Raw genomic sequence first — 17,328 nt, 5'->3', positions numbered from 1 at the left:
CATGAGCACGATCGCCCTTCCGAAAACGTCCTCTTACGACCGGACCATGCAGCTGTTCGGCGGCATGTGGTTCATGTTGCTGGCGCTTGGCGTGGCGATCAAGATCGGATCATCGGCTCATGATCCTTGGCCGTCGCTCCTGTCGAGTGTTTGCCTCGCTGTCTTTTACGTGCTCCTGGCGCTGTTGGTCATCACGCGGCCGCCGGCGAAGGCGCAAGCGAACGGCCGTCTCCCAAGGATAGCGGCGTTCGTCGGCACCTATATGCCCTGGACGATCGCCTTCTTCGGCGAAACCGACAAGGCGTTGCCAAACCTGGCGTCCACCGTGTGCGTGTTGATCGGCATGATCATGATGCTGGTCACCATCCGACATCTTGGCAGGTCGTTCAGCCTGGTGCCACAGGCGCGCAACGTGGTGCAAACGGGTCCGTATCGATGGATCAAGCACCCGCTCTACCTTGCGGAAGAAATCGCCGTGTTGGGTGTGGTGCTGAGAAGCCCGACGCCGCTGACAGCGGTCTTGCTCGTCTTGCATATCGGCGTTCAGGTTTGCCGGATTTATTACGAAGAGGACCTGCTACGTCGCAACTGCCCGGAATATTCTGGTTACGAAGCATCGCGCTGGAGAGTGATCCCTTACGTTTGGTGAGTTCTGTTCCGGTCGACGACCGGAAGGTGAGTATCGGTCGAGGTCAACTCATGAGCCACAAGAGGTCGTTCGTCGTGGATCAGCGCGGCGCCGTCGCATTTGAGACATTGATCGTCTACCCGGTTTTGGTGGCGTTCCTGCTCATGCCGCTCGCCGACCTGGCTGCTGCAGGCTTCCAGTTTATCTCCGCATGGAGCGCATTGCGCTCCTTCGGGCAGTATGTGCAGTACGCTAATCCGCTCGCCCCTGACGGCACGGTGAGCTGGAAGACAGGGCTACAGACCACAGTCGCTGGTCATGCGATCAGCAACCTTCAGGTCTTGTGCGGAGACGCAGGGGCCACCTGTTCGCCAGGCAATCTGGCTTCTCCCAAGTACATTACATTCTCGACAACCATCACTTTGGCTCCAATTGTGTGGAGAGGGGTGCTGTGTCCCACCACTTGTACCTACACGCTGCCTTACTCGGAACGCTTCCAGTAGGGGCTTCCATGCGTAGCCTGCTCCGTTCCCAACGAGGCTCCGTCGCGTTCGCAACGGTCATCGCTCTCGTGCCGCTGATCGGAGTAGTCGCACTCGGGGCTGAGGCCGGATCGTGGTACGTCACCCGCCAGCATGCGCAGAACGCCGCCGACTCGGCCGCCTATTCGGGCGCATTGCGGCTTTCATGTACGATGGCGGGTGCGGCCTGCGAAACCCAGACGGTGGATTATCGCGGCAAGGAATTCGCGGCGCAGAATGGGTTTTGCAACTCCAGCCCGAATGACAGCACGCCCTATCCTGGCACCACGTGTGCACCTAGTCTTCCGAGCAGAATATCGCGTGCCGTGCAGATCGATATCGGCAACTACAATGCGGGCACGTTCACAACGCCCGTCGCGGGCACGGGCAACGCCGTTCGCGCCAGGGTCAGCCAGCAACAACCGGCGTACTTGGCGGCAGTGCTGGGTTTGACCACCGTCGACATCCCCGCCCAAGCCATTGCAGTGGTTCAGCAGCCGACCAAGGCCTGCGTCCTGGCGCTTGGACCTGACTTAGGCGCACTCAAGCTTGCTGGTAACCTCAGCAACAACGGAACTGGCTGCGCTCTGATGTCGGATACCAGTGTTCAACTTGCCAGCACTCCAACGTTCACCGGCTCGGGATGGGCAGTTTATGGTGTAAATGGCTGCACCCCCTCAAGCAGCTGCAGCAATGTTGGTGTACCGTACAACTATTTCATGACGTACGCTAACAATCCGCTCAGCAAACTGAACACCGCATCGTTCAATAGCAGGACTGGCAATGCAAGTATGCCATGCACCCTTCAGGCGGATGGGTGGAAGCATTGCGCGCCGAATAGCGCCGGGACTGGAGCTTACGGCAGTTTCACGGTGCAGAACGGCGACAAGTACGTTTTGGACCCGGGAACATATTTCTTCTACAAGGCAAACATAAAGGTCACCGGCGGGCAACTGAAAGGCGCAGGCGTAACCCTCGTCTTGCTCGGAGACTCGCAGCTTACCATCAACGGGGGTACGGTTGATCTCTCCGCACCCGCCACTAACACGTTCTCCTCTGATCTCAATGGCGTCCTGATTGATGATCAGGCTCCGAGCAAGACCAGCAACAAGGTCACCATAAACGGTGGCGGTCTGGTGAGCCTGGGCGGGGCTATCTACTTCCCCAACGTCGACGTTAGCTGGGCCGGTACGACTGCCAGTACGAACACGACCTGTTCGCAAGTGATCGCGAAAACGCTCGACATGAGCGGTGGCGGCTACCTCAGCACGCAAGGCTGTGATCCGGCCACAATCGTATACACCCAGGTTGTCGCTTTGGTGCAATGATGAGAAAGCTCGACAATCGCGGTATGGCGCCGTTTGAATTTATCATGGTGTCCGTGGCGCTTTTCACATTGATGTTCGCCATCTTCGATCTCGGGCGCTATGCCATCACGATGCAATCCTTGCGGACGCTTGCGAGTGCTGGCGCCCGTGCGGTCATGATCAGCTGCTATACGCCTGCCTTGCTTCAAAGCCCGCCGCAGTCGCCGGCCGGCTGCACCGGGGATCCCCTGTCCACCGCTGCCAAGCAGAACGCGGCCCCCTTCCTGTTTTTCGGTGGTCTGACGCCAACGCTGACCGTGGGGGCCAACAGCAACAGCTTGAGCGTTACAGCTTCCCAGGCAAACTTCACGATGCTGATGCCCATATGGGGCGCAGCGCTCAATGCGCCGAGCGCCTCCAACCAAATTCCCTTCTAGCACAAATATGGCAGCACGACTGACATGTTTCGCTCGACGGCTTTTGTGGACGCGGCGTGCGGACCAAACGCGCGGGGGGCGGAATTACTCGGCCAGGCGAATCGCCAAGCGTGCCACCGACTGTCCTTCGATCGCAAAGCCACGACGGGACCGCGCGCCAAGAGCGGTTGTGCTGCGGGATAGTTCCCCACAACCAGTGAGAATGATGCGCGCTGGCAACATCGAAGGGTTTTCTTTCTGCTTGCGGCGGTGCGGTAAGTATCTCGTCTTGCAAGCTGCCTGCATGAGGGAGGATGATCTTGGAAACACGAAGTAACGAATTGTAGTGGGACAGATTGTAAGCTCTGCGACGTGGTGCGCAGAGGGGAAATGTTGAGGACGTCGGGCACGTAGATTTGCGGGGATCTCCGTGGATCGCAGTGGGGGGACTCGGATGAGTGGCGATCGCATTTGGGGTAACGGGGCCGGGAGGCTTCTCGCCTTCGGCGTGATGGGTCTGGGCGCGGCGCTCGCCTCCTCTGGGTTCGCTGACCGCGCGGCGGCTGCAGACCGGCGGGGCTCCTCCGGCGGCGTCATCGTCAGCGAGATGAATGACGTCCAGCGGGTCAAGCTCGTCGTCAACAAGTCACGTACCTTCAAGGTCGACACGGCCTTTGCGACGATCGTGGCGGGCTCGTCTGACATCGTCGACGTGAAGTCGCTGAGCGATCATCTCATCTACGTGCAGGGCAAGCAGACCGGCACCACCAACGTCATCCTGTTCGACAGCTCGATGAAGCAGATCGGGATCCTCGACGTCGAAGTCGTGATCGATACCGGCAACCTACAGCAGAACATCCGGACCAGCACCGGCGGGCAGGGTATCCGCGTGTCGGCTTCCGAGGGCCAGGTGGTGCTCAGCGGGGTCGCCGCCGACGCAGTTACGGCCGAGCGGGCCATGGCGATCGCCACAAGCACGGTCGCGAAAGGGGGCGTCGTCGTTAACGCGATGAGCGTCGCGGCGCCGCAACAGGTGATGCTCGAGGTGCGCTTTCTAGAGGTGAGCCGGGAGGCTGGACGCAACCTGGGCGTCAATCTGTACGCGGCGAATGCCAATGGTACCAACGTCGGCAATACCGGTCTTGGTTCAACCACGGCCGTCGGGCGGGCACCCATCGGTGGCGTCAATAGTCTCACTAGGGTACCCACCACCGGCGGCACCAGCAACCTTAGTGCCAGCAGCACTCCTGTTGGTGCCAATCCTGCTGGCAGCCTTCCGATACTCGGGACTCTCGGGACGCTCGCCGGTACTGCAGGGGGCATTGCGCCGGCGCCGTTCGGAAGCTTGTTGACCAGCATTATCAGGACCAGCAGCGGGGGCTCGGTGGACCTGTTGATCTCGGCGTTGGAAACCAAAGGATTGGCTCGCCGGCTGGCGGAGCCAAATCTGACCACGCTGTCCGGCGATGCTGCCCGCTTTCTCGCTGGCGGCGAGTTTCCAGTGCCGATACCGACCCAGACGCAGAACGGCTTTCCCACCATCACAATTGACTACAAGAAGTTCGGTGTTGAGCTCGCCTTCGTCCCCACTGTGCTCTCGCGCGGTGTGATCAATCTTCGCGTCGAGCCGTCGGTCAGCGAACTTGATTTCGCCAACGCTGTGACGATCCAGGGGACGACCGTTCCTGCGCTGACCCGCCGCGACGCGCGAACCACGGTTGAGCTGCGCGATGGCCAGAGCTTTGCCATCGCCGGCCTGTTGCAGACCCGCAATCGCCAGGACGTCTCGCAGTTGCCTTGGATCGGCTCGGTGCCGGTGATTGGAAGCCTGTTCAGCAGCAAATCGTATCAGCAGGAGGAAACCGATCTGGTGATCATCGTGACGCCGCGCCTGGTCGCGCCGGCGGCACCCGGTCAGCAACTGGCATCGCCACTCGACTCCCGCCTGCCGGCCAACGACGTCGATTTCTTCCTCAATGGTCAGATGGAAGTCCGCAAGCGGTACAATGACTACGTCAATTCCGGAGGCGAGGTGAAGGGGCCGTATGGCCATATCATCGCGCCTGAAGTCCGGACCCCCGTCGTCGTCCCGGCCGCGAGTGCCGATCAGACGGTCGTCAAAACTCTAAACTAGAGGACGCGCGAGATGACGATCAGGTATCTGGCTCTGTTTGCGCCCTTCCTCCTCGGGGGATGTTACGGCGTCGCCGGTCATGACGAGGTGGACCGCTACTTTCAGCGTTCCGACAGCATCACGATGACCGCCGGCGATGCCAAGCAGGTCAACGCCGTGACCCATACAATTCATCCATGGCCGCGATACGTCGGTGATCGCCGGATCGCCTACGACGCTCGACGTGTGGGCTCGGCCGTGACGCGTTACGGCAACCAGCAACAGCCGGTGGATCAGCTTCCCGACATGGGCGATCCGACGAAACTCATGGGCCAGCGGCCTCCGGTCACGCAGAATGTCAACATAACTGGATTGGGTGCGGGAGCATCGGCGGGAGTATCGGTGCCAGTCGGCGGGGCAGCGGGCAGGTAGCGGCTTCTGGTAAATGAGTTTAGCGACGGGACAGTTGAGTGCGGTGCAGTGCGTCCGCTGGGCCGGGCGGGGGACAAAATTATGCGACGTGCCATTCTACTGCTGACCTGTTGCTGGCTGGCGCCAGGCCTTGCGGCATGTGACTATACCACGAGAGAGGCTGCCATCGTGGCTCCGGTCGAGCCACCGGGTGGGGACCCGGTGCAGGAGCCGACGGACGTCAAGTACTACCCGTCGGACGAGCCTGTGCGGCTGGGCCTGGAGCATTACAATCGCGGCAGTTACGGGCTCTCACAGCGCTATTTCAAGGACGCCGTCGAGAAATCACCCAAGGACGTCACGGCCTGGATTGGTCTCGCAGCGAGCTACGACAAGCTGCGTCGTTTCGACCTGGCCGATCAGGCCTATGCCCAAGCGATCCGGCTGGGAGGCGAAACCGTTCAGATCCTGAATGACCAGGGGTATTCGTACATGCTGCGCGGCAATCTGAGTGCGGCGCGACGGAAGTTCGAGAAGGCTTATTCGCTCGATCCAGGCAATCCGGTCATCGCCAATAACCTCGAGCTTCTCAATGGCAGCCGGCGGTTCATTGAAAGACCACCAAACAACCAGCCTTAGGTGGTCGATCGGCTACTGCGATCGCGGCCAGTTCTCGTCAATTTGGCCCAATCACAGCATCAGCGTGACGGCTGCCGCTCCGGATGATGACAACAACGCCATTGCGAACGGTAAATCGCGCGCCGAGCAGTTTCCGCACCTTCTCCGTGATCGGAGAGGGAAAGGGAACGGTTTCTCCCACGACGGGTTCGCCGACCTTTATCGTCTCAGTCGCTGGGCCAGCAACTGGTGCGGGCTTGATATAGTCTCGGATAAGCTGAATCTCTTCACGTGACAGGATGAGCGGAGCCTGGTCAGGTTGGGTCTCCGACAGCGGCTTGGGTGTTCCGCTGCTTGCCTTTTCACGTATCTCATTGGTGCTTGCGATCTGATCGAGCCTGGCTACGCGTAGCTTGAGCGCGATGATGTCACGTTGCAGTGTTGCGATCTCCAATTTGCGCGCGTTGACCTGCATGAAGACGATGATCGCGCAAACGCAGCTCACGATGAAGCCGACGCTCAGCAGTGCGATCAGCCAACGCTCGAAGTTTCCCATCGACCCTCCAGTCGTCCGGGGGAGTTGATCGCGCTGGAGATGGCGCCGCCAGATGCGGCGTCCTCGGTCGATCCAATCGGTAGAGCCCGTTACGCCGGTCGCCGCCTGGCCCGACCCAAAATGCGCAGGCGACGAGGTGGCTTCCTCGCGGGCCGGATCGACGAACGACGTCGTGTCGACTTGCTCAAGCTCTGGATTCTCGGGAAGGCGATCCGCCGTCGTCAGATGGGCGGCAGGATGGAAAGGATCCATCTGCTTATCGAGCCGGCCCATCTCCGCTCTCCATGCAGCCATCTATCAACTTCAGCAGTTCCGCCGACGCGGCTAGAATAGGGTACCCGAGGATTCGATCAATCGGAACGGAAAAGGCTCTAAGCCGCGGAGCCGCTCGAAGGGTAGCTTCAAGAGATGGGGTGCCAACTCGAAGCCAGGGTTCACCCGCGCGGATGCTCCGACCACGCAGAACTCGGCAACCACCCTCGCATAGTAAGCACAACCATAAGTAGTAGAATGCCCGCTCTTGAAAAGCCGGAACGCGGGCGTCGGCCACCAGAAGATTCAAATTCGACGGAGAATCGACCAGGATCAACGTCCACTTGCCGCCAGCGGCGCGACACGGCTATGGAGCAGGGCCACCGAAAATTGCCTAGGTGACCACGTCCGGCAAGTGGATTGGTGGAATGCCAATCCTTGATTGAAGTTGATTGATACCCTAATACCGTTGCTGACAGGCAACACAGGTGCGGACCGGTGCGGACGATCATTGCTGACGATCACGCGATCATGCGGGAAGGTCTGAAGCAGCTCCTGTCGACCGTCGATGATCTTATTGTCAGCGGAGAGGCGGCGGACGCAGAGGCTGTTCATCGGCTTCTGAACGAAAGCTCCGCCGATCTTCTCATCCTTGATCTCGGCATGCCGGGTGTGAGCGGCTTTCAATTCATAGCTCACCTGAGAACCGTTTGGCCGGAGCTGCGGGTTCTCGTCCTCACCGCCAATGTCGAGCCGCGTTCCGTTCGAGCAGCTTTTTCCGCGGGCGCGAGCGGCTATTTGACCAAGAGCGGCGATCCGTCCGAACTCGTTGCTGCGATCGATGCCATCAGAAAAGGCAACCTCTATGTTGCGGAGGAGGTTCGCTTCGCAGTGGACCACGGCCCGAACGTAATCCCGGAGCCGATCGCCGCGATCGTATCTCCGGTTGCGCTGACAAGGCGTGAGCGGCAAATCCTGGCGATGATTCCTCACGGCGCCACCAACCGCGATATCGCCAGCCGTCTCGGCATCAGCCCGCTCACCGCCCGGAAACATCGCGAAAATCTCATGCGGAAGCTTGACCTGCACAATGGCGCTGAGTTGACCGCCTACGCGGTTCGTCTCGGCCTTCCAGCGGGGTAGCGCAACGGCAACTCGCAACCGAAGCCGCCGCACCTGCCGGCGCGCGGAGAGGTCTCGATGCAAGAGGACAAGATACGCGAGGCGCTCGTTGAACTCCTGTATCGCAATTCCTATGGAGTGGTGGCTTCCAACGTCGTCATCTCCCTAGCGGCAGCGTCCGTGCTAAGGAGCGCGGTGCCGGCGAGCTGGTTGATCGGATGGCTCGGCGCGGTGTATCTGCTCACCGCCATACGCGTCCTGGCGGCGCGCCGGTTCTTCAAACGGGTTAGAGAGCCGACCTCAGTGTTGCGATGGGCTTGGCTTGCGGCTGCGTTTTCCTGCGTGTCGGGCCTGCTGTGGGGAATGCTCGGTTGGGTTGGCTTCCGTCCCGAGGAGCCCATTCTTTTTTCATTCACTGCTGTTGTCTTGACCGGTCTGATCTGCGGCACGGTTCCGTCGCTCTCGGCCTTTCCGCCTGCCTTGGTCGGCTCGATCGTCGCAACGATGCTGCCATTCACGGTACGCTCGATCACCAATGGAGGCGATATTTCCGGCGCATATCTCGCCCTGCTCGCCGGGCTTTTGACCATCAATCTCTATTACTGCCGTACGACGTACCGCATGCTGCATGAGAGCATCAGGTTGCGTTTGGAAAATGTCGAGCTCGTTAGCCACCTCCAGGAAGAACGCGACCGCGCACAAGCCGCGGACCGCGCGAAAACGCGTTTCCTCGCGGCCGCCAGTCATGACCTGCGCCAGCCGATCCATGCCTTGAGTCTTCTGATTGCCACGCTGGCGGCGCTGGGCCACCGCGGCGTTGTCCAGTCCGGCGATGCACGCGATCTGGCAGGCAAGGCAAAATCCATCGTCGGAAATCTCAGCGCCCTTCTGAACGGACTGCTCGACATCTCCCGTCTTGATGCCGGCGTCGTCACTGTTGCGCGGGAGACGGTGAATCTGTCCCAGCTTTTCAACCAGCTCAGCAATGAATTCGCTCCCGAAGCGAAGGATCGCGGCCTGGATTGGCGTGTCGTTGAAAGCCGTCTCCATGTGGACAGCGATCCCATGATGCTGAAACGGGTCCTGGGCAATCTGCTGTCGAACGCCTTTCGATACACGAGGTCCGGTGGCGTTCTGCTCGGTTGCCGCAGGCGCGGTGCCTCGGTGGAAATCCAGATATGGGATACCGGCCCCGGCATTCCCGCAGATCAGCAAGCGATGATCTTCGAGGAGTTCGTGCAGTTGCAGAACCCGGCGAGGGATCGCACCCAAGGCCTTGGCCTTGGCCTCGCCATCGTTCGCCGCACCGCCGCACTGCTGCAACATCCGCTGAAGCTGGTTTCCGTCGTCGATCGCGGTTCGATGTTTTCCGTTACGGTTCCGCAAGCCAGTGCAGTGGCGCCTCCCTTGCCCGATCACAGCGCGCCACCTGCAGATATCGCCATCAGCATCATGGTCGTGGAAGACGAGGGGGATGTTCTCGACGTCATGGTGCGGCTGCTCACGCTGCAGGGCCATCGGGTCTATGCCGGCCGGTCTGCAGCCGAGGTGCAACAAATTCACGCGGAGGCAATGGCGACCGGCGATGCGCCAGTCGATCTGATCGTCACCGACTACCGCCTCGGAGGTGGTGCTACTGGCCAGGACGCAATCGAGGCTCTTTGCGCATATATCGGCCGCTCCCTGCCTGCCATCATCGTGACCGGCGATACCTCGCCGGCGCGCATCAAGGAAGCCAGCGCCAGCGGTCATCGTATTCTCCACAAGCCGATCGCCGGCGAGCAATTGAATGAAGCGATTGTTGCCGCCTATGTAGATCGCAAGCAATCAATCAATAGCGGCTGCTAAAAGCACGCGTAGCTTGCTACCAAAATTGGCGATCAACCGGCCACGGTTGAGGTTGCATCTCCGCGCGGACGCCCACCGCGCCACTACCTGTGGCGACAAAGGTCTTTCGGCTTTCCCTTCCAGCCGGGTACGAAATACGACATCTGCCGTATCGCTCGCGGATTGCCCCAGTGATATCCATGTGGATGTCATTGCCGCCGTCGCTGGGTACGGTGCTATTTCGCCCAGCAGCGATAATCAATTTCGAGTTTAAAGCATGACGCTCGAATATGAGAAGCAGACGATGTGTCATCAATCGCGCGATTTAGCTCCCTCAGTATCTATTTTCGACAGCAGGGTGCGAAGCGTCCTCAAAGATATTCTCGTCTCCCTTCACGTATCGCGGCGCCTTGGAGCGAAACGCGTAATCGGAGAGTACCGGCATTTGCTTGCGAAGGACTGTGCTTCGTTGAATTTTCGGACGCGCACAATGCGTAATCTGAACAGGGGAGTTGCCGATAACCCCCGCGCCCGGCGAGCAGCGCCACCTCTCAAGGCGTGGACAATGGCTGTCCTGGTTGGCTTCGGCATTTTGCACGTCGTCGGAGAACGCACGCTGCATCAGGCGCCGAGTATTCGACCGATCGAGCCGGCAACGGCAGCGATCCAAGGCGACTAGATGGATTGGTTGTTTGTCGTTTGAGTGAGCTCGAACGACCCGACGCTGTCCCGCCATCCACGACGACCAGCATCTTTAGGAAGCGGTGTCATGTCCGACATAGCGGTTTATCTTGTGCTAAGCGGGGCGGTGTTTGCAGGCGCGTTCGTGTCTGGCCTTTCCGGGTTTGCGTTCTCGGCGGTCGCTGGCGCCATCCTGCTACACGTGTTTCCGCCTATCGAAGCTGTGCCGTTGATGATGGCCTGCAGCATCACCGTGCAAGCCGCCAATCTGTATGCTCTCCGCAAGAGCATGCAATGGAGAACCAGCCTGGTTTTCATCGCTGGTGGACTATTAGGCGTTCCGATTGCGATCTATCTCCTGCAGAACGTGGATACAGGTATTTTCAGATTGGGATTTGGAGCGCTCGTGTCGCTTTACGCGGCATACGCCCTGGTGCGGCCGACGGCTGCCTACTTGCGTCAGATGGAGAGCCAGAGCAGGAACGCGCTGGTGGGGTTTGGCGGCGGCCTGGTCGGCGGGTTGACAGCGATGCCTGGCGCACTTCCTGCGATCTGGTGCGATATCCATGGTCTTCCGAAAACGCAGCAGCGCGGCCTGGTTCAACCCTACATCGGGGTCATGCAACTTTTTGCCCTCGCTCTCATGCTTTCGCACCACAGCCTTTCCTTAAAAGTCTTGATCGACTTTGGCATTTCTCTGCCCGCCTTAGCTGCGGGAACGGCTGCAGGTATCGTCCTGTTCGGTCGGATCAACGAAGCAGCCTTCAAACGTATCATCCTTGGCTTGCTGCTGTTTTCGGGATTTTGCCTTGTGATTTAGCAGGACCTCGTGGGAAGGCATGCGTGCTTCTGCGTGCGCGCCGGTCCGGGCTGGCTGCTCATCTGCGCGAGCACGGAATTGAAGTTGTCGCCGACCTACCGGGTGTGGGCGAAAAGACCGTCAGCCGTCACGTCCACGAAATGTCAGGGCAGTGGCTGGAGTTTCCGCAGCATGGTCGGCGACGGTATCGAGCGGAGGAGCGGTGTCCACGGGCCTCATCCCCCGAAGCCATAATAGTCACGCACCACGGTCTCGCGGAGCTTGCCGGGCTCGAAGATCTCGATCACGACCCCGTCGGGTGCGCCGAGCATGAAATAGCCGCCGCCTCCGCCGAGGCGACGAATCGGATTGGGAACATGAAGGCCCGCAGCGGTCATGCGTTCGTAAAGCTCGTCGATGCCGACGACCTGCATGCCGAGATGATGGACGGCATTCTTGCCCTCGCCGCGTGGCAACTGGTCATAGAGATGCAGGGCGCCGATGCCGACCTTGATGAAGACGTTGCGGGCACCGGCAACGTCGCCATCCCACTTCACCTCGGCATCGAACCACTTTTTGTAGAAGGCGATTGTCGCATCGACGTTGGATGCGAACAGATGTACGTGCTGGAGGTGGTAGCGCTGCTTGGTGCCGTAGGGGTACTGCCACTCGTTCTCGGGTGTCGTCATTGTCGTCCTCGGATGTTGAAGTCGGATATCGGGTCAGCGCTTCACGAGCGGGCAGCTGCTCTCGGCCAGCGGAATGGTGACGTCCTGGGCCGGGATCGTGCGGAGGATCTTATAAAGGTCCCACTCGCCCTTAGAGTCCTTGGGGGCTTTCACCTCCGCCAGGTACATGTCGCGAACGACGCGGCCGTCCTTGCGGATCGTGGCGCCATGCGTGAAGGCGCTCTCGATCCGCGTTGCGCGCATTTTCCGACGTCTTGATTTGCGTCGTCCGACCGGTCGCCTCCACGGCCTGTAGATAGTGACGCACCGCCTCGTAAACGCCGATCTGCATGAAGGTCGGCCGCTGTCCCTTGCGGCCGGGCAATCGGAGCAAGCGCGCGCGACGAGCATCCCGAATACAGCCTCATCCGGCGTTCCCCCATCATTGCTGTGGAGGGTCTGTGTCAGAGCCGGTTCAGGCTGGCAAACGAGGTTTTCGCGGTGTCCCTTGAGTGAAACTCAACTCAATCGTTTGCACGCTTTCGCGAGGATGTCCTGGCCGCCGCCTTGTTGGCGCCCTGTTGCTTGCAGGCGTTGCAGAGCCACGTGGCAAAGGCCGCGACCGCCGGATCGTCCGCCATGCGTTGCTCATATTCGAGCACGAAATGGCGCCGCGTCGGCCGGACCACGGGATGCGCTCTGACGAGATTGAGTTGTGCAAGATCCGGAGCGAGCAGGCTCTCGATGGCGATGGCGGCGCCGAGCCCGGCCGCAGCGGCCTCGATCGCGAGCCCCAGATTTTCAAAGCTGCTTCCGCCGCGGATCGGCACCTTGGTGAGCTGCGCGTGGTCGAGCCAGCGTCGCCAATCGTCTGGCCGCGGCCTGTTGTGCAGCAGCGGAACTGACGCGAAATCCAGCACGCCATCCTTCAACAGAGCTGGCGAGCAGACCGGCACGGTGGCGATCGGCAGCAGAGGCCGGGTGACGAGGCCGGCTCTCGGCTCTCCGTCCGAGACGGCAATGACGGCATCGTAGCGGCTGGCAAGAAGATCAACCGGGTTGGCGCTGGTGTGCAGATCGATCTCCAACTCGGGATGTGCCGCCTTGAGCCCCGGCCATATCGGCAGGAGAAAACGCGACAGGAAGAATCCGTAGACGCCGACGGATAGCCGTCTGAACTGCCGCAGGTGCAGGCCTTCAGCGGCATCCGCAATGCGATCGAGGGCCTCGCGGGTGGAATCGGCGAACGCCTTGCCGGCCGAGGTCAGGACGAGGCCGCGCGACCCCCGCAGGAACAGCGCGGTGCCCATGCGCACCTCGAGTGCGCGGACGTGCCTGCTGACTGCGCCGACCGTCACGTTCAACTCGTCGGCGGCTCGCGTGATCGACAGGTGTCGTGCGGCCGCTTCGAATGCCCGCACGGCATGGAGTGGAGGAAGTCGTCGTGAAGCCATGATAGTGCGCCCCGCGGGATGACCGGGCCTTGAGTTTCGCTCAAGGCGCCCGCCCAAGAAGTCGTTTGCGTGGAGCGCTGTCAAGTCATACCCGAACACTGGCCCGGGGTCCGCCCCGCCCAAGATACGTCCGTCCGGAGAGGAAGCTCATGACCGTTCATGCCGGTTTGGCCCGTCGCGAAGCGTCGTCCCGACGCTCGATGGTGTTAGCGCCCACCTGCCGTGGGCTGAACTACTTTGCGATCGACCGGAGCATTCGGGATCTGCTTCCCCTGTACATGGAAGCGCCACTGTTGGCGCATCTCGAGCCGCATCTCGCCGAGCTCGGCGCGCTTGCCGGAAGTAAGCTCTACGATCTGTCCGATCAGGCCGAGCGCCATCAGCCGGTGCTGCATCCGCGCGATGGCTATGGCCGCGATGAGGAGTGGGTCGAATACCACCCGGCTTACCGGGAGATGGAGCGGATCGCATTCGGACAATTCGGTATGCACGCGATGTGCAATCGAGGTGGCGTGCTGGGCTGGCCCTCGGTGATGCCGCCGATCGCAAAATACGTTTTTCACTACCTGTTTTCGCAAGCCGAGTTCGGCCTGCTGTGCCCGGTGAATCTGACCGACAGCTCGTCCGAGCTGGTGCGACGTTTCGGCAGCGACGAGCTTCATAAGCGCTATCTGCAACGCATGTGGAGCCAGGATCCGGCCACGCTGTTCAAATGCGCGCAGTTCATGACCGAGAAGGCGGGCGGCTCCGATGTCGGTGCGGCCGAACTGACCGCCGTGCGCGATGGCGCGCATTGGAGGCTCTATGGTGAAAAATGGTTCTGCTCCAACGCCGATGCGGAGCTTGCCGTGTTGCTGGCACGGCCGGAGGGCGCAGTCGGCGGCGGGCGCGGCCTTGGCCTGTTCCTGATGCCGAAGACGCTGCCGGACGGCAGCCGCAACGCCTATCGCATCGTGAGGCTCAAGGACAAGCTCGGCAGCCGCACCATGGCCAGCGGCGAGATCGTGTTCGATGGTGCCGTCGCCTATCAGCTCGGTGAGCTCGATCAGGGCTTGAAGCATATGCTGGTGATGGTGAATTCCAGCCGTGTCTCGCATCTGGCGCGCGCCGCCGGCATGATGCGCCGCTGCCTCAACGAGGCGCTGCAGGCCTCCCGTCACCGCAACGCCTTCGGCCGCGCAGTGGTCGATCATCCCCTGATGCGCCGGCAGCTCGTCAAGCTGATGGTGCCGACCGAGCAGGCGCTGTCCGCGCTTCTCTATTCGGCAACCGCACCGGAGAAGGTGCTGCGGCTGCTGACGCCGATCGTCAAATACCGAGCCTGCCGCGACAATGTCACGGTGGCGACCGGTGCGATGGAGGCGCGCGGCGGCAACGGCTACATCGAGGACTGGCCGAACGCGCGGCTGGTGCGCGATGCCCATCTCGGCCTGATCTGGGAGGGCACCAGCAACATCAACGCGCTGGATGCCGTGCAGCGCGCCGTTGGAAAGGTCGGCGCGCACGCCGCCCTGCGCGACGATCTCCTCACCCGGCTCGCGGATACACAGGGCATTCCCGGACAGTTTCGCACGCGGCTCGATGGCGCAGTCAATGGCGCGCTGCGCTTTGCGGAAGAGGTCGCGTCCCGCAAGGAGAATGAGCGCTTCTGCCGGGCCGCGGCGGGCAAGCTCTATCACGCTGTCACCGCCGCGCTGTTCATTCAGGAGGGCTTGCGTCTGGGTGCATCCGGCGGCGACGCCCGCCGCCTGCTGCTCGCGCGCTTCGTGCTGGAGCACCGCTTGCAAGCGCCGAACACGCTGAACCTGGAGAGCCAGCGCTGGGAGGACGAGGCCATCGACCTGCTGCTGGATGAGGCGCCAGTGCCGTTGTCGCGCGCGGCCGCGCTGCTGGTGAGGTAATCGCGATGGATCAGTCGGCCCAGCGCGAACTCGCTCGCCTGCTTGCTACCCTGCGCCGCGAAGGACGCCAGCAGAGCGGCCTCGACCAGCGCCTCGTGCCGCCGGACAAGCCGACCGCCTATCGCGTCGCGCGCATGGTCGAGGAGGAGCTCGGCTGGACCGTCGCGGGCTGGAAGATCGCAGCGATGAAGGAAGTGCTGCAGCGCGAGTTGCGTACGGATTCGCCGATCTATGGCCGGGTCTACGCGCCGCTCATCAAGGCGTCGCCAGTTACGGTCGAGTATGCACGTCAGTGCAGTCCGATTCCCGAAGTCGAGTACCAGGCGCTGCTCGGCGCCGATCTTCCGCCGCGTGAAGCTCCCTACAGCATCGAAGAAGTCAAGCAGGCCGTCGTTTCGCTGCATCCGGGCGTGGAGCTGGCCGAGTGTCGTTTCGTCCACGACGCCGCGTTTCCTCCGTTGCCCGCTATCCTTGCGGACGGAGCCGGCAGCGGGACGATTGCATACGGTCCGCCGATCGAGAATTGGCGGCAGCGCGACATTGCCGGCCAGGAGGTCGTGCTGACCTGCAACGGGACGCTGAGGCGGAAAGGCAGTGCGGCGATCGCGCTGGACCATCCGATCGTGCCGGTGACATGGCTCGCCAACGAACTCTCGCGGACCGGCATCGGCCTGAAGGCGGGGCAGATGATCAGCACCGGCACCGTGACGGGAATGTTGAGACCGAAGGCCGGAGAGACGTTCGTCGCGGATTTCGGACCTTTCGGCAGCGTGACGGTGACGTACGCGTGATCTGATCGAACTGACAATCTTCCAAGAACAACAGTCGGACGTGGGGGCGCGATGATGTCGTGGTCACACACCCAACCGGCGAGGAGTTGGAAACGGCATGGCGCCAGCCTTGCCTCGAGGGAGGGGAGAAGCCTATGGGATTGATCAGTCTTTGCCGCAAATTACTTCTCGTGTCAGCCGTTGCGTTATCCATGCCTGCGATGGCGAGGGCGGAATTTCCCGAGCGACCGATCAAATTCGTGGTGCCTTTTGCCGCAGGTGGACCGACGGACGCATTGGCGAGATCTCTGGCTGAGGGGGTCCGAGCCAAGCTCGGCCAGCCCGTCATTGTCGAAAACCGCGCCGGCGCCGGCGCCAACGTCGGAGCAGACTTCGTCGCTAACGCACCGGCCGATGGCTACACCCTCTTGTTTGGTACATCTGGACCGCTTGCCATCAACGTAGGCCTCTACGCAAAGCTCAGCTACGATCCAATCAAGAGCTTTGATCCGATCATCATGATCGGCAAGATGCCGAACGTTCTCTCGGTGCATCCCTCCGTGCCGGCGCAGAATGTGCAGGAGCTGATCGCGTATGCGAAAGCCAATCCGGGAAAATTGAGCTTTTCCTCGTCCGGCAACGGCGCATCGACGCATCTCGCTGGCGTCATGTTCAATGCCATCGCCGGCACCGACATCCTGCATGTGCCTTACCGCGGCGGCGCACCCGCGATCAACGATCTCATCGGCGGCCAGGTTCAGATGAGCTTTGCCGACATCTTCGTCTCCGCCCCTCACATCAAGGCCGGACTCCTTCGCGCGCTCGGCGTGACGACGATCGAGCGGACGCCGGTTCTGCCCGATGTGCCGACCTTCGACGAGCAGGGCCTGAAGGGTTTCGATGTCAGCGTGTTCTTCGGCGTCGTCGCCCCAAAGGGCGTACCTGAGCCGATCATCGAGAAGCTCAATGCGGCTTTCGTCGCCGCCATGAACGACAACTCGATCAAACCGATCCTCGATGCGCAGGGAATCATCCCGGCGCCGTCGAGCAGTCCCGCCTATCTGGGGACGTTCATGGCGCAGGAAATTCCAAAATGGCGGGACGTCATCAACTCCATCGCACTGCGAATTGATTGAGGCGGGAGAAGCCATCGGCAGTCGTGGTTCGCCAGGGGGCGGTAATTCACGGTGCCGATGACGAGCCGCCGGCAGGACACATGAAGACACGAGCTTGGCCCCGAGCGAACCACTGGAGAGAGGATCTTATGTTTCAACGCAGCAGTTT

The 17,328-nt window shown here is 61.3% G+C and carries 18 protein-coding genes; 14 read left to right on the top strand and 4 right to left on the bottom strand.

Going from position 1 to position 17,328, the window contains the following annotated elements; all coding sequences use genetic code 11:
- Window position 1: 1 nt before the first annotated feature.
- From A3AS_RS0113590 to A3AS_RS0113560, 7 genes are all read left to right on the top strand, one after another.
- Window positions 2–649, top strand: coding sequence for an isoprenylcysteine carboxylmethyltransferase family protein (locus A3AS_RS0113590; RefSeq protein ID WP_018318131.1), 648 nt, complete (start codon window positions 2–4; stop codon window positions 647–649).
- 50 nt (window positions 650–699) lie between these two features.
- Window positions 700–1,131 (top strand): hypothetical protein, encoded by a 432-nt coding sequence (locus A3AS_RS0113585; RefSeq protein ID WP_049814884.1) that lies wholly within the window; start codon window positions 700–702, stop codon window positions 1,129–1,131.
- 8 nt (window positions 1,132–1,139) lie between these two features.
- Entirely contained in the window at window positions 1,140–2,477 is a 1,338-nt protein-coding gene (locus A3AS_RS0113580) for a TadG family pilus assembly protein (RefSeq protein ID WP_018318129.1), read from the top strand.
- Entirely contained in the window at window positions 2,474–2,893 is a 420-nt protein-coding gene (locus A3AS_RS0113575; protein WP_018318128.1) for a TadE family protein, read from the top strand. The genes A3AS_RS0113580 and A3AS_RS0113575 overlap by 4 nt, the downstream gene beginning before the upstream one ends.
- Window positions 2,894–3,326: 433 nt before the next feature.
- Window positions 3,327–5,006, top strand: coding sequence for a type II and III secretion system protein family protein (locus A3AS_RS0113570; RefSeq protein WP_018318127.1), 1,680 nt, complete (start codon window positions 3,327–3,329; stop codon window positions 5,004–5,006).
- Window positions 5,007–5,018: 12 nt separating this feature from the next.
- The gene (locus tag A3AS_RS0113565; protein WP_018318126.1) at window positions 5,019–5,417 is read left to right on the top strand and encodes a hypothetical protein; all 399 of its coding nucleotides are present in this window, start codon (window positions 5,019–5,021) and stop codon (window positions 5,415–5,417) included.
- 81 nt (window positions 5,418–5,498) lie between these two features.
- On the top strand, window positions 5,499–6,035 hold the full coding sequence (locus A3AS_RS0113560; RefSeq protein ID WP_177236952.1) for a tetratricopeptide repeat protein: 537 nt from the start codon (window positions 5,499–5,501) through the stop codon (window positions 6,033–6,035).
- A gap of 37 nt (window positions 6,036–6,072) precedes the next feature.
- On the opposite strand, the gene A3AS_RS0113555 is transcribed toward A3AS_RS0113560, so the two are convergent.
- Window positions 6,073–6,843: a hypothetical protein gene (locus tag A3AS_RS0113555; protein ID WP_018318124.1), complete on the bottom strand. Its 771-nt coding sequence runs from the start codon at window positions 6,841–6,843 to the stop codon at window positions 6,073–6,075.
- A gap of 477 nt (window positions 6,844–7,320) precedes the next feature.
- On the opposite strand from A3AS_RS0113555, the gene A3AS_RS0113550 reads away from it, so the two are divergent.
- From A3AS_RS0113550 to A3AS_RS0113535, 4 genes are all read left to right on the top strand, one after another.
- Window positions 7,321–7,965: a response regulator transcription factor gene (locus tag A3AS_RS0113550; RefSeq protein WP_026201971.1), complete on the top strand. Its 645-nt coding sequence runs from the start codon at window positions 7,321–7,323 to the stop codon at window positions 7,963–7,965.
- A gap of 57 nt (window positions 7,966–8,022) precedes the next feature.
- The gene (locus A3AS_RS0113540) at window positions 8,023–9,792 is read left to right on the top strand and encodes an ATP-binding protein (RefSeq protein WP_049814872.1); all 1,770 of its coding nucleotides are present in this window, start codon (window positions 8,023–8,025) and stop codon (window positions 9,790–9,792) included.
- 256 nt (window positions 9,793–10,048) lie between these two features.
- On the top strand, window positions 10,049–10,450 hold the full coding sequence (locus A3AS_RS47185) for a hypothetical protein (RefSeq protein WP_157644268.1): 402 nt from the start codon (window positions 10,049–10,051) through the stop codon (window positions 10,448–10,450).
- A gap of 90 nt (window positions 10,451–10,540) precedes the next feature.
- Window positions 10,541–11,272, top strand: coding sequence for a sulfite exporter TauE/SafE family protein (locus tag A3AS_RS0113535; RefSeq protein ID WP_018318120.1), 732 nt, complete (start codon window positions 10,541–10,543; stop codon window positions 11,270–11,272).
- Between the two features lie 215 nt (window positions 11,273–11,487).
- Here the strand turns inward: A3AS_RS0113535 and A3AS_RS0113530 are convergent, their stop codons facing one another.
- The 3 genes from A3AS_RS0113530 to A3AS_RS43425 form a co-directional block, all read right to left on the bottom strand.
- The gene (locus A3AS_RS0113530; RefSeq protein ID WP_018318119.1) at window positions 11,488–11,940 is read right to left on the bottom strand and encodes a VOC family protein; all 453 of its coding nucleotides are present in this window, start codon (window positions 11,938–11,940) and stop codon (window positions 11,488–11,490) included.
- 33 nt (window positions 11,941–11,973) lie between these two features.
- Window positions 11,974–12,183, bottom strand: a complete 210-nt coding sequence (locus A3AS_RS0113525) for a hypothetical protein (protein WP_018318118.1) — start codon at window positions 12,181–12,183, stop codon at window positions 11,974–11,976.
- A gap of 260 nt (window positions 12,184–12,443) precedes the next feature.
- Window positions 12,444–13,373 carry a LysR substrate-binding domain-containing protein gene (locus A3AS_RS43425; RefSeq protein WP_018318117.1) on the bottom strand — a complete coding sequence of 310 codons (930 nt, stop codon included), beginning with the start codon at window positions 13,371–13,373 and terminating at the stop codon, window positions 12,444–12,446.
- Window positions 13,374–13,573: 200 nt separating this feature from the next.
- On the opposite strand from A3AS_RS43425, the gene A3AS_RS0113515 reads away from it, so the two are divergent.
- The 3 genes from A3AS_RS0113515 to A3AS_RS0113505 all read left to right on the top strand — a co-directional run bounded on the left by A3AS_RS0113515 (window position 13,574) and on the right by A3AS_RS0113505 (window position 17,180).
- On the top strand, window positions 13,574–15,274 hold the full coding sequence (locus tag A3AS_RS0113515) for an acyl-CoA dehydrogenase family protein (RefSeq protein WP_018318116.1): 1,701 nt from the start codon (window positions 13,574–13,576) through the stop codon (window positions 15,272–15,274).
- A 5-nt stretch (window positions 15,275–15,279) separates the two neighbouring features.
- Entirely contained in the window at window positions 15,280–16,065 is a 786-nt protein-coding gene (locus A3AS_RS0113510; RefSeq protein ID WP_018318115.1) for a 2-keto-4-pentenoate hydratase, read from the top strand.
- Window positions 16,066–16,340: 275 nt separating this feature from the next.
- Window positions 16,341–17,180: a tripartite tricarboxylate transporter substrate binding protein gene (locus A3AS_RS0113505; RefSeq protein WP_198293695.1), complete on the top strand. Its 840-nt coding sequence runs from the start codon at window positions 16,341–16,343 to the stop codon at window positions 17,178–17,180.
- Window positions 17,181–17,328: the final 148 nt, after the last annotated feature.

Source organism: Bradyrhizobium sp. WSM2793, from assembly GCF_000379585.1.
GTDB lineage: Bacteria > Pseudomonadota > Alphaproteobacteria > Rhizobiales > Xanthobacteraceae > Bradyrhizobium.
This window is presented reverse-complemented; position numbering and strand designations above follow the sequence as displayed.